Annotated in this window: 14 protein-coding genes; 10 read left to right on the top strand and 4 right to left on the bottom strand. The window is 68.8% G+C overall.

Going from position 1 to position 14,838, the window contains the following annotated elements; genetic code table 11:
• Positions 1-33: 33 nt before the first annotated feature.
• Positions 34-1,620 carry a peptide chain release factor 3 gene (locus tag QO015_RS18965; protein ID WP_266283559.1) on the top strand — a complete coding sequence of 529 codons (1,587 nt, stop codon included), beginning with the start codon at positions 34-36 and terminating at the stop codon, positions 1,618-1,620.
• On the opposite strand, the gene QO015_RS18960 is transcribed toward QO015_RS18965, so the two are convergent.
• Positions 1,589-2,152, bottom strand: a complete 564-nt coding sequence (locus QO015_RS18960) for a dihydrofolate reductase family protein (protein ID WP_266283558.1) — start codon at positions 2,150-2,152, stop codon at positions 1,589-1,591. The two genes, QO015_RS18965 and QO015_RS18960, sit on opposite strands and share 32 nt — an antisense overlap.
• A 58-nt stretch (positions 2,153-2,210) precedes the next feature.
• Between QO015_RS18960 and QO015_RS18955 the strand changes: the two genes are divergently transcribed.
• The 9 genes from QO015_RS18955 to QO015_RS18915 all read left to right on the top strand — a co-directional run bounded on the left by QO015_RS18955 (position 2,211) and on the right by QO015_RS18915 (position 9,504).
• Entirely contained in the window at positions 2,211-2,768 is a 558-nt protein-coding gene (locus QO015_RS18955) for a TetR family transcriptional regulator (RefSeq protein WP_266283557.1), read from the top strand.
• A 113-nt stretch (positions 2,769-2,881) separates the two neighbouring features.
• Complete coding sequence (locus QO015_RS18950) at positions 2,882-3,853, top strand: ribose-phosphate diphosphokinase (protein WP_266283556.1); 972 nt, start codon at positions 2,882-2,884, stop codon at positions 3,851-3,853.
• A gap of 16 nt (positions 3,854-3,869) precedes the next feature.
• Positions 3,870-4,238 carry an MmcQ/YjbR family DNA-binding protein gene (locus QO015_RS18945; protein WP_266283555.1) on the top strand — a complete coding sequence of 123 codons (369 nt, stop codon included), beginning with the start codon at positions 3,870-3,872 and terminating at the stop codon, positions 4,236-4,238.
• A gap of 29 nt (positions 4,239-4,267) precedes the next feature.
• The gene (locus QO015_RS18940) at positions 4,268-4,600 is read left to right on the top strand and encodes an ArsR/SmtB family transcription factor (RefSeq protein ID WP_266283554.1); all 333 of its coding nucleotides are present in this window, start codon (positions 4,268-4,270) and stop codon (positions 4,598-4,600) included.
• Entirely contained in the window at positions 4,597-5,088 is a 492-nt protein-coding gene (locus QO015_RS18935; protein WP_266283553.1) for an SRPBCC family protein, read from the top strand. The genes QO015_RS18940 and QO015_RS18935 overlap by 4 nt, the downstream gene beginning before the upstream one ends.
• Before the next feature lie 87 nt (positions 5,089-5,175).
• Complete coding sequence (locus tag QO015_RS18930; RefSeq protein ID WP_266283552.1) at positions 5,176-6,381, top strand: lytic murein transglycosylase; 1,206 nt, start codon at positions 5,176-5,178, stop codon at positions 6,379-6,381.
• A 37-nt stretch (positions 6,382-6,418) separates the two neighbouring features.
• Positions 6,419-6,889, top strand: coding sequence for an HXXEE domain-containing protein (locus QO015_RS18925; protein WP_266283551.1), 471 nt, complete (start codon positions 6,419-6,421; stop codon positions 6,887-6,889).
• A 156-nt stretch (positions 6,890-7,045) separates the two neighbouring features.
• Complete coding sequence (locus tag QO015_RS18920) at positions 7,046-7,600, top strand: LemA family protein (RefSeq protein ID WP_266283550.1); 555 nt, start codon at positions 7,046-7,048, stop codon at positions 7,598-7,600.
• Positions 7,601-7,611: 11 nt separating this feature from the next.
• A complete protein-coding gene (locus QO015_RS18915) occupies positions 7,612-9,504 on the top strand; it encodes a DUF2207 domain-containing protein (RefSeq protein WP_266283549.1) in 1,893 nt (630 codons plus the stop codon).
• A gap of 19 nt (positions 9,505-9,523) precedes the next feature.
• Here the strand turns inward: QO015_RS18915 and QO015_RS18910 are convergent, their stop codons facing one another.
• From QO015_RS18910 to mprF, 3 genes are all read right to left on the bottom strand, one after another.
• Positions 9,524-10,498 carry an endonuclease/exonuclease/phosphatase family protein gene (locus QO015_RS18910; protein WP_266283548.1) on the bottom strand — a complete coding sequence of 325 codons (975 nt, stop codon included), beginning with the start codon at positions 10,496-10,498 and terminating at the stop codon, positions 9,524-9,526.
• A 113-nt stretch (positions 10,499-10,611) separates the two neighbouring features.
• Positions 10,612-12,060, bottom strand: a complete 1,449-nt coding sequence (locus tag QO015_RS18905; RefSeq protein WP_266283547.1) for a virulence factor family protein — start codon at positions 12,058-12,060, stop codon at positions 10,612-10,614.
• Positions 12,057-14,708, bottom strand: coding sequence for a bifunctional lysylphosphatidylglycerol flippase/synthetase MprF (gene mprF, locus QO015_RS18900; protein ID WP_370877471.1), 2,652 nt, complete (start codon positions 14,706-14,708; stop codon positions 12,057-12,059). The genes QO015_RS18905 and mprF overlap by 4 nt, the downstream gene beginning before the upstream one ends.
• Positions 14,709-14,838 lie beyond the last annotated feature (130 nt).

Genomic DNA, 14,838 nt, shown 5'->3' with positions numbered 1-14,838 from the left:
CGGCCAAAGCCAACATTGCCCGACAACGAGCCCATGGACGCATCCGCAGGACCCGTCGACCGCCGTCGCACCTTCGCCATCATCTCGCACCCCGATGCGGGCAAGACGACGCTGACCGAAAAGCTGCTGTTGATGGGCGGCGCGATCCAGCTCGCCGGCGAGGTGAAGGGCAAGCGCGACCGCCGCCAGACCCGCTCGGACTGGATGAACATCGAGCGCGAGCGCGGCATCTCGGTCGTCACCTCGGTGATGACGTTCGAATATGGCGGCGCGATCTTCAACCTGCTCGACACGCCCGGCCACGAGGACTTCTCGGAAGACACCTACCGCACGCTGACCGCCGTCGACTCGGCCGTCATGGTGATCGACGCGGCGAAGGGCATCGAGGACCGCACCCGCAAGCTGTTCGAGGTCTGCCGCCTGCGCGACATTCCGATCGTCACCTTCGTCAACAAGCTCGACCGCGAAAGCCGCGATCCCTTCGACCTGCTCGACGAGATCGAGAAGACGCTGGCGCTCGACACCGCGCCGATGACCTGGCCGATCGGCCGCGGCCGCGACTTCGCCGGAACCTACGACATCGTCGGGCGTCGCGTGCGCCGCATCGACACCGATGCCGAGCCGCATGTCGTGAGCGGGCCGAACGATCCCTATATCGACGGGCTCACGACGCCCGAGGCGGTCGCGACCTTCCGCGAGGAAATGGAGCTCATCGAGGGCGCCGCGAACGGCTTCGACATGGAGGCCTTCCGCGAAGGCCATCTGACGCCGGTCTATTTCGGCTCGGCACTGAGGAATTTCGGCGTGCGCGACCTCATCGACGCGCTGGCCGCCTTCGCGCCGCCGCCCCGTCCGCAGCAGGCCGAGAGCCGGCTGGTCGAGCCGACCGAGAAGGAGATGTCCGGCTTCGTGTTCAAGATCCAGGCAAACATGGATCCGAACCACCGCGACCGCATCGCCTTCCTGCGCGTCTGCTCGGGCCGGCTGCAGCGCGGCATGAAGGCGCGCCTCGTGCGCACCGGCAAGCCGATCCCGCTCTCGGCGCCGCAGTTCTTCTTCGCGCAGGACCGCCTGCTCGCCGACGAAGCCTTCGCCGGCGACGTGGTCGGCATTCCCAATCACGGCACGCTCCGCATCGGCGACACGCTGACCGAGGGCGAGAACCTCGTCTTCCGCGGCGTGCCCAGCTTCGCGCCGGAAATCCTGCGCCGCATCCGCCTGCAGGACCCGATGAAGGCGAAAAAGCTGAAGGAAGCGCTGCAGCAGATGGCCGAAGAGGGCGTCGTGCAGGTCTTCGTGCCGCATGACGGCTCGCCGGCGATCGTCGGCGTGGTCGGCGCGCTGCAGCTCGACGTGCTCAAGGAGCGGATGCAGGCCGAATACGGCCTGCCGATCGATTTCGAATCCTCGCGCTTCTCGGTGTGCCGGTGGATCTCCTCCGACGACCGCGACAAGCTCGAGACCTTCATCGAGCGCCATCGCGGCTCGATGGCCTCCGATCTCGACGGCGCGCCGGTCTTCATGGCCCCCTCGGCCTTCGAGCTGCGCTACGAACTCGACCGCTCGCCCGATATCGTCGCCACCGAGATCAAGGACTACCAGCGCCGCCAGGCGGCGTGAGCGGGTCGAAGCGATAATCGAACCAGACGATGCCGGCGGCGAGCGGCGCCGCGCCGGCAAGGCGCAGGCTGCGCGCGAAACCGTTCGGCGGGAAGGTCGGATGGCCGCCGCCGACGATCTCCGGCACGACGAAGAGTTCCAGCCGGTCGAGCGCGCCCCGCTCGATGAAGGCCTGCTGCAGCCGTCCGCCGCCGACGATCCAGACATCGCCATCTGCGAAGTCCCGACACTCCGCGACCAGCGCGTCGATGTCGCCGCCCCGGAGCTCCAGGGCGCCGATCGGATCGGCGAGCGGCCGGCTGGTCACGACCAGGGCGCGCTGCGCGCCATAGGGCCAGCCGATCCCGAGCGTGGTGATCGCATCGTAGGTCGCCCGTCCCATGACGACGGTTCCGATGTCGCGAATGAAATGGTCATAGGCCCGCTCGCCGAGATCGACGGCGTCGTATTTCCGCAGCCAGTCGATGCCCCCGTCTGCGGCCGCGATATAGCCATCGAGGCTCACGCCCATATAGCCTCGGATGGTTGCCATCGTCGCCTCCAGCGCTCATGATTTATAAACGAATATTCATTCACTAATGGATGGTCAAGTGGCCCGCCCCCGCTCCGTCTCGGATACCGATCTTCTGGATGCCGCCCTGTCGCTGATGATCCATGGCGGGCCAGAGGCCGTGACATTCGCCGCCGTGAGCGCGGCGACGCAGCTGGCCCCCGCGACGCTCGTCCAGCGGTTCGGCAGCAAGGCGGCCCTCCTCAAGGTGGCACTCGTCAGGGCCTGGGACTTGCTCGACGCGGAAACGGAGGCGGCCGCGGCGGCGACGCCGCCGACGCCCGAGGGCGCGGTGGCGATGCTGGTGCGCCTTTCCGCCGACTATCCCGAGGGCGACGCCTTTGCCGACCAGCTGCTGCTGCTGCGGGAGGATCTTCGCGACCCCGAGCTTCGCCTGCGCGGCGCCGAATGGCGCGCGCGCCTCACCGCCCTTCTGGCGCCAAGGCTTGCGGACGCGGTTGGCCCGCGCGAAGACCGCGCCCGCGAGATGTCGGCCCTCTGGCAGGGCGCCTTGATCTGGTGGGCCTTCGAGGGCGACGGCACCGCCGCTGCCTCCATCGAAGCCACGCTGCGAGACTGGTGCGCCCGCCTCGGCTAGGGAGCGTTCGACCATGGCCGCGACCGCCGATATCGGGTCGCCGGGCCGGAACCGCGTTGATTGTGCCCGGGGAATCCACTAAAGGGCCGCCATAGCATCAGCAGGACATGTCCATGCGCGAGATTGCGGTTTTCGGCGGCCAGGCCAACCCCGAACTCGCGCAGGAGATCTGCGCGCATCTCCATGTCCCCTTGCTGCCGACGCGGCTGAAGCGCTTCTCGAACGACTGTCTCGAAGTGCAGCTTCAGGCCAATTGCCGCGACCAGGACGTCTTCCTCATCCAGCCGCTGAATGCGCCGGTCCAGGAAAACCTGTTCGAGCTCATGCTGATGCTCAACGCGGCGCGCGGCGCCTCCGCGGCGCGGATCACGGCCGTCATCCCTTACTTCTCCTATGCCCGCTCGGACAAGAAGGACGCGCCGCGCATCTCGCTCGGCGGCCGTCTCGTCGCAGACCTGCTGTCGACGGCCGGCGCGGATCGCGTGCTGACGATGACGCTGCATTCGCCGCAGGTGCACGGCTTCTTCAGCGTGCCCGTCGACCAGCTTCACGCGCTCGACGAACTGGCGGCGCATTTCCAGGGCTATGACCTCAGCCGCGTCGTGGTCGTCTCACCCGATCTCGGCAACGCGAAGAACGCGGCCGCCTTCGCGAAGCGGCTGAATGCGCCAGTCGCGGCCGGCGCGAAGGAACGCATCAGCGACACCAAGGTGCGCATCTCGGCGATCATCGGCGATGTGCGCGACCGCGACGTGATCGTTCTCGACGACGAGATCGCGAGCGGCGGATCGGTGCTGGAACTCCTGCAGCATCTGCGGGCAGGCGGGGCGCGTTCGGTGCGCGTCGCGACGACCCATGGCATCTTCGCTGGCGAGAGCATCGGCCGCCTCGCGGCCGAGCCCGACATCGTCGAGATCGTCTGCACCAATACGGTCCCCGTACCGGCGGCAAAGCGCGTGCCGAAGCTGACCGTGCTCTCGGTAGCGCCGGCGCTCGCCGAGGCCATGCGGCGCATCAACTGCGGCGAATCCGTCAGCGCGCTCTTCTTCGCCGACACGGACGCTGCGAGGATTGCCGCGGAGTAGCCGAGACAGAAGGCGTTTGGCCAAGACCATGCCCGTGACCGCCGACGATCTCCGCCGTCTCTTCCTCGCGCTTCCCGGCGTCCAGGAGTCGACGCATCACGGGACGATGTCCTTCGTCGTCGGCAAGCGCTTCCTCGGCCGCATCCGCGACGAGGGCACCGTCTTCGCCCTCCCCTGCGACCGCGGCGAGCGCGACTTCCTGATCGAACTCGAGCCCGAGACATTCTTCATCACCGACCATTATCGCGGCTATGCCTATGTGCTCGTCCGCCTCGCCGCCACCGATCCAGACCGCCTCGCCCCGCTGGTGACCCGCGCCTGGCGGGCCGCGGCGCCGAAACGGATGGTCGCCGCCTTCGACAGGACCGCCGCCGGAGGCGCTTGATCTCCGCAGCCATCCTGCTATCGTAAGTCATGACTTACCAATCAGATCGATGGGCCGCCCTCGGCGACCCGATGCGGCGCGCCATTCTGGTGCGCCTCGGCCGTGGCCCGCTGCCCGTCGGACGGCTCGCCGAAGGCCTGCCGGTCAGCCGGCCGGCGGTCTCGCAGCATCTCAAGGTGCTCAAGGAGGCGGGACTGGTGCGGGACGAGGCGGAGGGGACGAGGCGCATCTATCGCATCGACCCGGCCGGCCTCGGCGAGATCCGCCGCTGGCTGGATCAGTTCTGGGACAACGCGCTCGCCGCATTCGCCGCCGAGGCGGACCGCGACGACGAGCCGGCAGGCAGGGAGACCCCGACGTGAACCCGATCATCCGCCCGGCGCCGGTTCGCCGTTCCGTCACCGTCAGAGCCGACCCCGCCCGCGCCTTCGAGGTGTTCGCCTCCGGCATGGACCGCTGGTGGCCGCGCAGCCATTCCGTCGGTACATCGCCGCAGCGGCGCGTCGTGATGGAGCCGACCGCCGGTGGCCGCTGGTACGAGATCGGCGAGGACGGGTCGGAATGCCTCTGGGGCAAGGAATGCCTCTGGGGCAAGGTTCTCGCCTATGAGCCGCCGGCTCGCCTGCTGCTTGCCTGGCAGATCGATGCCGACTGGCGCTACGACGCCGCGCTCCTCACCGAGGTCGAGGTCCGCTTCACGCCGCTCGACGAGGGCGGAACGCGGGTCGATCTCGAACACCGCGATCTCGAGCGCTTCGGCGACAAGGCGGAGATCGTGCGCCCGATGCTGGATTCGCCCGGCGGCTGGCAGGGGCTGCTCGCGCTGTTCGGCGAGGCGGCAGGCGGCTGATCGACCCTCTCCCACGGCCGGCGGCATTGCATTCTCGGCGCGGGAATGTCAGGTGTCGCCGATCACTTGCCGTTCGGAGGTTTCCCCATGCTGAAGGCCGGTTTGCGGCTGCTGACCGTCATTTGCCTCGCGACCGCCGCCGGAGCGGCCGGCGCGGCGACCTGCAGCAACAACGGCGCGGGCTTCCCGGCCTGGCTTACCGCCTTCAAGAGCGAAGCGGTCGCGGCCGGCATCTCGCCGCAGACCGTCTCCGAGGCGCTGGACGGCCTCTCCTACGCGCCGGACGTCGTCCAAAAGGACCGCGCGCAGAGCGTCTTCGCGCAGAACTTCCTGCAGTTCTCGGACCGCATGGTCGCGAAGTATCGCCTGCAGAAGGGCGCGCAGCTCATCAAGAGCAATGCGAAGACCTTCGCCCGCATCGACCAGGACTATGGCGTCCCGGCACCGGTGATCGTCGCCTTCTGGGGCCTCGAGACCGATTTCGGCGCCAATCTCGGCGACCTTCCGACGCTGCGCTCGCTGGCGACGCTCGCCTATGACTGCCGCCGCTCCGATCTCTTCCGCGACCAGCTTCTGGCGGCGCTCACCATCATCGAGCGCGGCGATCTCTCGGCCGCCGAAATGAAGGGGCCATGGGCCGGCGAACTCGGCCAGGTGCAGTTCCTCGCGACGCACTACCGGGACTTCGCGGTCGACTATGACGGCGACGGCAAGCGCGACCTGCTGCATTCGACGCCCGACGTGCTCGCTTCGGCCGCGGCGCTGCTCGTGCACGAGGGCTGGCGGCGCGGCGAGCCCTGGCTGACCGAGGTGCGCGTGCCGGCCACCATGGACTGGTCGCAGTCGGACCTCTCGATCCGCAAGACGGTCGCCGAATGGCAGAGCCTCGGCGTGACCGCGGCGCCGGGCTCGACGCTCGGCGCGGCGGGCCTCCCCGCCGCGCTGATCCTGCCGATGGGCCGCAACGGCCCGGCCTTCCTCGGCTATGCGAATTTCGACGTCTATCTCCAGTGGAACCAGTCCTTCGTCTATTCGCTGACGGCCGCCTATTTCGCGACGCGCCTCGCCGGCGCGCCGCCGGTCAGCCGCGGCGGCAAGGTCGATGCTCTCACCTTCAAACAGGTGCAGGAATTGCAACGCCTGCTCGCGGAGCGCGGCCATCCGGTCGGCAAGGCCGACGGCATGATCGGCTCGGGCACCCGCGCCGCCGTCCGCGCGGCGCAGCTCGAACTCGGCCTGCCGCCGGACGCCTATCCCGACACGACGCTGCTGAACGCGCTCAAGGGCGGCTGAACCGCGCCACACTGGCGCCGAGGATCAGGAGGCCATATTGACTCTGACCGTCTGGGCCTGGCTCGCTCTCGGCGCCTACACGATCCACATCTGCGAAGAGTATTTCTTCAACTGGCGCGATTGGGCGCGGGCGGTGATCCGCCTGCCGGTGACATGGGCCGATTTCGGAGTCGTCAACGGCGCCGTGATCGTCCTCGGCATCGTCCAGGCCGAGCTGGCGGGCAGTCTGACTCTGATCCCGTTGATCTATTCCGCGCTGCTCCTCATCAACGCGACCTTCTTTCATGTCGGGCCGTTCTTGAAGACGCGCGGGCGCTTCTCGCCCGGGCTGATCAGCGCCGTGATCCTGTTCTACCCGATCGCCATCGGCACCTATCGCGAAGCCACGCTGCAAGGGGCGCTCGGCCTCGGGACGCTTCTCGGTTCGATCGTCGGCGGGGCGCTGCTGATGGCGATGCCGATTGCCTTCCTGAAGCTCAGGGACCGGCCCTATTTCCGCCAGTCCTGAAACGCCGAGCGTCCGCGCCGCGCATAGGCTGTGAGCGCTGTTACAGTGGACGTCGAACGATCGGGCTAGCAGCTGGAGCGGGGGCGCCAAACGCCTCTGGAACCGCTACCATGGCCGAGGCGCCGGAAGAGCGCCGCGCCGTCCGGGGAAACGGGTATGTCAACGCTGATCGTCATCGCCGTCATCGTCGCCGTCGGCCTCTATGCCGTCGCGCTCTACAATCGCCTCGTCAGGCAGCGCAATCTCGCCCGCGAGGGCTGGAGCGGCATCGACGTGCAGCTGAAGCGGCGCGCCGACCTCATTCCCAATCTCGTCGAGACGGTGAAGGGCTATGCGGCGCATGAAAAGGGCATCTTCGAGGATGTCGCCGAAAAGCGCGCGGCCAGCATGCGCGCCGGCGACGTCACCAGCCAGGCCGCGGCCGACCAGGCGCTTTCGGGCGCGCTCGGCCGGCTGATCGCCATCTCCGAGGCCTATCCGGAGCTGAAGGCCGACGCCAATTTCCGCCAGTTGCAGACCGAGCTCGCCGCCATCGAGGACGAGATGCAGAAGGCGCGGCGCTACTACAACGCGACGGTGCGCGACCTCAACACCTCGATCCAGTCCTTTCCGGCCGTCCTGGTCGCGCAGAGCCTCGGCTTCCGCGAGGAGCCGTTCTACGAGATCGAGGATCGCGCGGCCGCCTCGATACCGCCCAAGGTCGCGTTCTGAGGTTGCAGCGGATGATGCGCGTCCTCCTCGCCGCGCTGCTCCTCGTCGCGACGCTGCTGCCGGCCGCGGCCGAAGAGCGGATCCTGTCCTTCCTCAGCGACGTCGCGGTCGAGCGGAGCGGCGACCTTCTGGTCACCGAGACCATCCGCTTCGATGTCGAGGGCGACCAGATCCGCCACGGCATCAACCGCGACTTCCCGACCCGCTACGTCGATGGCCGCGGCATGTCGGTCATCGTGGGCTTCACCGTCGAGACGGTGCTGCTCGATGGCGAACCCGAGCCCTACGAACTGCTGCCGCTCGCCAACGGCACCCGCATCCGCATCGGCTCGGCCGACCGGCTGGTGTCCCACGGCCCGCACGACTACACGATCCGCTACCGGACGACGCGGCAGATCGGCTATTTCGCCGATTTCGACGAGCTCTACTGGAACGCGACCGGCAATGGCTGGACGTTTCCGATCGAGAGCGCCGAGGCGCGCATCACCATCCCCGAGCCGGTCGGCTTCCAGAATCTCGCCGGCTATACGGGAGCCTCCGGCTCGCGCGAGCATGCCGTCGCGGTGATGTGGGACACGGCCCATCCCGCGACCGTCACCTTCCGCACGACACGCCCGCTCGGCATCGGAGAGGGGCTGACCGTCGCGGCGAGCTGGCAGAAGGGCATCGTCGACGCACCCTCCTTCGGGCGGCGGGCCGGCTGGTGGCTGCACGACAATCTCGGCGCGCTCGCGGCGATCGTCGGCAGCATCGGTGCGCTCGGCTATTTCGCCCTCGCCTGGCTCAAGGTCGGGCGCGACCCGCCGCGCGGACCGATGGTGCCGCTGTTCTCGCCGCCGGCGGGACTCAGCGCGGCCGCCACGCGCTATATTTCCTCCATGGCGTTCGACAACCGCGCCTTCACCGCCGCGCTGCTCGATCTCGGCGTGCATGGCCATCTGAAGCTTGCCGACAGCGGCCCGACGCTGACCATTTCGCGGCTGGCCGGCACGGCCCCGATCGGCGAAGCGGAGGCGGCGATGGAGGCGGCGCTCTTCAGGGGCGCCATGACGGTCGAACTCGTCCAGCGCAATCACCAGAAGCTGCAGGCCGCCCGCAGCGCATTGTTGGGCGGGCTGGCGCGCGCCTATGCGGGCACGATCTTCCACTGGAACGCTGGCTGGCTGGCGCTCGGCATCCTGTTGACGGTGCTCGTCTATGGTGCGACGGCGGCCGGCCTCATCGTCGCGCTCGGCCCCGATCAGGGGACCGCGGCGGTGCTCGGCCTCGCCTTCGCGTCGGTGGCCGGTATCGTCGTCGGCATCGGGCTCAATGCCGGCCAGACGGGCCAGTCGCTGTTCACCCGCCTCGTCGCCTGGATCGTGATGGGTATCTTCGCGGTCGCCTTCTTCGGCGCCGGCCTCGTCGCCTTCGCAACGACGATCAGGGCGCCGCTCGACGCCGCGCCGCTGCTTCTGCCGATCGTCGTCATGCCGGTTCTCGTCTCGTCCTTCGGCTGGATGCGCAGCCCGACGCCGGACGGGCAGAAGCTGCGCGACGCCATCTTCGGCTTCCGCCACTATCTCGGCACCGCCGAGGAGCATCGGCTCGAGGTGCTCCACCCGCCGGAGAAGACGCCGGAGCTGTTCGAGCGCTACCTGCCCTATGCCGTGGCGCTCGATGTCGAGAATGCCTGGGCGGCGAAGTTCGCCGGCGTGCTCGCCGCAGCCGGCGCCTCGGCCGCGGTCGCGTCCTGGTATGCGACGAGCTCGCATCGCGATCCCGGGAGCCTCGTCGACCGGCTCGGATCGAGCCTGTCGCAGACGGTGGCGTCGGCCTCGTCCGCACCCGGATCACGGTCCGGATCGTCGGGCGGCGGCTCGTCGGGCGGCGGCGGCGGTGGTGGCGGCGGCTCGGGCTGGTAGCGTCGGCGCCGGCCCGAGGCTAGGGCAGCGCGAGATCCGTGATCACCGCGAGATGGTCGGAGCCGAAATCCTCGCTGGTGCGGATGCCCGCCACGCCGATCGCCTTCGAGACGGCAACCCGGTCGATCGGCGTACCGAGCGCGATCGGGGCGCCGAACTCGCGGAAGAAGCGCGTGGGCGGCGGCCACGGGCCACGCTCGGTCGTCAGGATACCGGAGGTCGCGAAGAAGTTCGTCAGGACCGGGGACCAGTAGGGCGTGTTCCAGTCGCCGGCGACGATCACATCGGTCCCCGGCGGCTCCTCCGAGACGCGGCGCGCCAGACCCTCGAGATAGTAGTCGCGGGCGACCCAGCCCCTCGCATCGCGCGTCGTCGAGGGATGGATGCCATAGATGACGAGCGGACGCGCCGCGCCGGGCCGCTGCACTTCGGCACGCACGGCCATCGACCCGCCGATGAATTCGGTCGGGTTCGCCCGGGCGCCGAGCTCGACCAGCTCGGCGGTCACCGGATAGCGGCTCGCGACCATGACGGCCGAGCGCCGGGTCTCCGGTCCGTTGGTGACGTAGCCGAGCCCCGGCAGGCTCTCGATCGTCGAGCGCCAGCCTCGGATGACCTCGACGCCGATGACGACATCGGGCGCCTCCTTGCCGACCAGCGCGGCGAACCGCTCCTTCTCGGGATTGGCGCCGTTGACGTTGGCGACCATGACGCGCAGGTTTCCGGCCGCCGCGGCGGGCGCCGCGGGCAGCGTTGCCACCACCAGCGGATAGACGGCGGCGACGAACAGGGCGGCGGCGATCGCGATGCGGATCCAGCTCGCCGATCCGACCGCGAGCAGCAGGAAGACCAGCGCCACGACCGCGATGTGCGGCCGGAAGAAATTGGTCATGTCCAGCAGCCAGTCCATCGCCCCCAGCCGTCCGACCAGGACGAGGGATGCGATGCCGATGACCAGGACATCGAAGACAAGACGTGTGAGGGAGAGAGTCATGATGCTGCGCGAGGATGCACGATGAATGCCAGCGCTATCATGACGCCGAAGAGACCCTCTTGCGGCCTCGTCGGCTTCCGCATCTTCCGCAACGCTCAAACGGTATTCCCCTGTCAGCGGCCGGCGACCGGTTCGACCGACCCGGACAAGCGCCGGCTCAACCCGTCGAGAATGCGGCGCGCCAGCGCATCATAATCACCATCGAAGTGATGGCCACCCGTCGTCTTGATCAATTCGACGCCACTGCCCTCCAGCTTCGGGCAGAGGCTGTCGTCTTCCTCCTCGCCGTAGAAGCACTGGATCAGCGCCGGCTTGATCGTCTTGATATCCGGCAGCGTCTCGCCGTCGCCCGAATTGGTCCCGAGGAAGGCGCCGACCGAAATGACATAGTCGACCTGGTCCGACAAGCCGAGAAGCGACAGTTCCGCGACCTGGCTCTGCTCGTCCGGCGGCAGCAGCCGGTAGGCCGAGGGCAGCACGTCGGCGCCGAAGGAATAGCCGACCAGCACGACGTGATCGATGCCCCATTTCTCGGTGTAGTAGTCGATGATCCGGGCAAGGTCGGCCGAGGTCTGCTCGGGCGTCCTGCGCGACCAGAAATAGCGCAGCGAGTCGACCCCGATGGTCGGAACGCCCTCCTTCTGGAAGGCATCGCCGATCGACTTGTCGAGATCGCGCCAGCCGCCGTCGCCGGAATAGACCACCGCCATCGTGCCGTGCCGCGCCTGCGCCGGCAGCTCGACCAGCGGCAGGTCCGCCAGCGGATTGCTGGTATCGATCTTCGGCGCGAGGAGCCGGGCAAGGCGCGACTTCAGCGCCGCGAAGCCGGTCTCGGCGACGTCCTTGGTCTTGATCTGGAAGCCCTGCCCCTGCAGCACGGCGACGTGATCGCGGCCGTCCTTCGGCGCGGAGCTCGTATAGAGCACATCGACGGGATTGGTGAGATCACCTTCGGCGAGACCATAGACCGTCCCTCCGGCGACGTCCTGGCGCGGCGCATCGGTGCAGAGCGGCTTCTTGAGCGGCAGCACCAGCGCGGGATCGACGGCGACTCCGTGGCCGATCGTTGCGTCGGGCGTCTGCGCGGCGATCGAGAGCACAAGAGTGCCGCCGGTGCCGACGCCGGCGAGGATCGGCGAGTGATAGTTGGGCGTGCCGAGCGCGCGCTGGACCTGATGCGAGAGGTCCTCGATATCGGCGACGAGATAGACGCACTCGTCCTCGCTGTCCTTCTCGAGGCCGGCGAACATCGATGCGGTGTCGATGCCGACCACGATGGCGCCGCTCTTCTTCAGCGTGTCGGCAAGCGACGCCTCGTCGGCGGTCCAGCCGTCCAGATCGGCGAAAAGGAACACTGTCCCCGTCACCGGGCCGTCGGGAAGAAAGATCTGCGGCTTGCCGAGCAGGCCGGCGGTGAAGGCGGGCAGCGCCTTCGCGGGCGCGGCGGCGGCGGCCGGAGCTGCCGGGGCCGCGGGAGCCGCGGCATCCTCTGCGAGTGCCGGCAGGGCGAGGCCGGCCGTGAGGGCGGCGGCCGCGACGAGGGAAGCGAAACGACGCATCATTTACCCACCACTCCCTTGAGTCCGCCGCCGATCAGGACGGCGACATCGGCGAGCGCGACGATCGCGCTGGTCCCGCCGGAGACCGCCATGTAGCGCGGCTGCCATTCCGGCTGGAATTTGGCCTTGAACGCCCGGAGGCCGTTGAAGTTGTAGAAGCGCTCGCCGTGTTCGAAGACGGCGCGGCCGAGGCGATGCCAGAACGGCGCCGCCGGGCTGCCATGGAGGCCGGACAGCGGCGCCATGCCGAGATCGAAGACCTCGTAGCCGTCATCCTTCAATGCGAGCATCAGACTGACGAAGAGAAACTCCATCGTCGCCGCGGGCGCATCGGGCGCGAAGCGCATCAGGTCGACGGTCGCCTCGTGCTTGCGCGCCGTGGTCATCACTGTCGCGAAGGCGATGATCCGCCCTTCGCGCCGCACCACCGCCGCCGGCTGCGCCGCGACATAGGCGCGGTCGAAAGCGCCGATCGAGAAGCGCTTCTCGCGTGCCTTGTGCTCCGCGAGCCAGAGATTGGACACCGCCTGCAGCGCGTCGATCTCGGCGGCGACCCGCTCGGGCGGCAGCAGCTCGAAGGAGAGTCCTTCGCGGATCGCCCGGTTGTTGCCGTGCCGGAGGCCGGCCCGCTTGGCGCCCTTGAGGTCGAAGGTCGCAAGACGGACCTGCGCCGCCTCGCCGAGCTTGAAGGCGCGCAGCCCGGCATCGGCATAGAGCGAGAGGTTCTGCGGCTGCACCTGGTAGAAGATCGCCCGCCCGCCGGCCGCCTGCGCCATCTCGACGAACTGCCAGACGAGCGCCGGCCAGGCGTCGCGCGGGCCGATCGGGTCGAACAGCGCCACCCAGGAATGCGCCTGGCGGCCGAACATGATGAAGGCGCGCCGATCCTCGGAGAAAAGCAGCGACTTGTCGCCCATGCGGACGAGATTGGCGTCGGGATGCGGCTGGTCGGCGAGGATGGCGACCGCCAGGGCGACTTCCTGCGACGTCGGCGCGCCGGTCTTGCCCTTGGAGGGGCGCAGCAGCGACCAGGCGGCCAGCGAACCGGCGGCGATCACGACTCCGAGCAGCGCACGAAGGCTGCGCGGCGCCTCCTCGGAGAATTCGAACTGCCACCAGAGCTGATGCGAATAGTCGACATCGCTGTAGACGAAGAACAGCACGACCACGGCGCTGACGATCACCGTCGCGATCGCCATCCACCAGCCGGGCGTCAGGCGCTGGTGGAACAGCGAGGCCGGCCGCGTGAACTCGCGCCGGGTCGCCAGCAGCGACAGGAACAGCAGCGAGAGCACGATCGACTCGGTGACGGCGATCGCCTTCAACAGCGACAGCACCACGCCGAGGCCAACCGCGATGGTCGCCGCCCACCAGGCACCGTCCAGACGATGCGCGAGGCCGCGCGAGATGGCGATGAGCCCAAGGCCGAGCACGCTTTCGAGGAAATGCGCGCCCTCGACGATCGGCAGCGGCAGGATGCCCGACAGGATGTCGAGACGCGAGTCGGCGGCCGGCGTCACGCCGGAGAAGATCAGCGCCGCGCCCATGGCGAGCGTCAGCGCCGAGATCACGCGCGGCGACAGCTGCGCGCCGACACGGATGACCCGCGAGGTCTTCGCGCCCGCCGTGGCACGGCGAAGCTCCAGCGTCGCGACCACCGCGGACGCGACGACCAGCGGCAGGCCATAATAGATGACACGGTAGAGGAAGAGCGCCGACAGAACCTGATCGACCGGCGCCGTGCGGCCGATGACGGCGACGATCACCGCCTCGAACACGCCGAGGCCGGCCGGAACATGGCTTGCGACGCCGAGGCCGATCGCCACCGCATAGACGGCGATGAAGGCCGGGAAGCCGAGATCGGTCTGCGGCAGCAGCACCCAGAGAACGGCGGCGGAGGCGGCGACATCGATGAAGGTGCCGCCGAACTGCGCCAGCATGATCCGCGGCCCCGGCAGCGCGACCGAGGCGCCGCGCCAGCCGATGCGGCCCGAACCGAAGGCGGACCATCCGAGCAGCGCGGCGAGCGCGACGAGGACGCCGCCGCCAATGAGCGAGAGGATCGCCGGCGGCAGCCCGACGGGCGCGGCGACATCGACAGGATCGAAGACGAGGCCGAGCGCCGTGACACCCGCAAGCCCGAGGCCGAAGGCGATGGTGATGAAGGCGACGATGCGCGCCACATCCGCCGGCTCGAAGCCGAGACGGCCATAGAAGCGATAGCGGATGGCGCCGCCGGTCAGCGGCCCGAAACCGGCGGTGTTGCCGACGGCATAGGCGCAGAACGATGTGAGCGCGACCAGCGGATAGTCGACCTTGCGTCCCTGATGGGCGAGCGCCGACCAGTCATAGACGCTGAGCGCGAGGAAGGAGAGCGCGGTGAATCCGACCGCGGCGGCGATCGCGCCGAGCGGCGTGGCATGAAGCGCGGCGACGACGTCGTCGTAGTTGACCTCGCCGATCAGGTGGCTGATCGCGAGCCACACCAGCACCAGAACGGCGAGACCGGCGCCGATGCCGATCGCCGGTTTCGACGCGGCGAGGAATTCCGCGATGCGCGCGCCGAAGCCGCGGGGCGATCCGGCCTCTCCGCGCGGTTCACCGGATGCGGGAACGGGCGCGGCGTCGGGCTCCTCGACACGGCGGGACATGGTGGCGGCTTCTGTCATGCGATTTTCGAGGCGCCGCTGTCTGGCTCGTGCCGGCGGCGCCTCTCCCGGATATTGCGTTGCCACTGTGATGAGGCCGCAAATCTGGCTGGATTGAGGCCGCTTCCGCGGC

The organism is Kaistia geumhonensis, assembly GCF_030815145.1.
Taxonomy (GTDB): Bacteria; Pseudomonadota; Alphaproteobacteria; order Rhizobiales; family Kaistiaceae; genus Kaistia; species Kaistia geumhonensis.
Note: the sequence above shows the minus strand (reverse complement) of the source record. Positions and strands in the feature narration are given on the sequence as shown.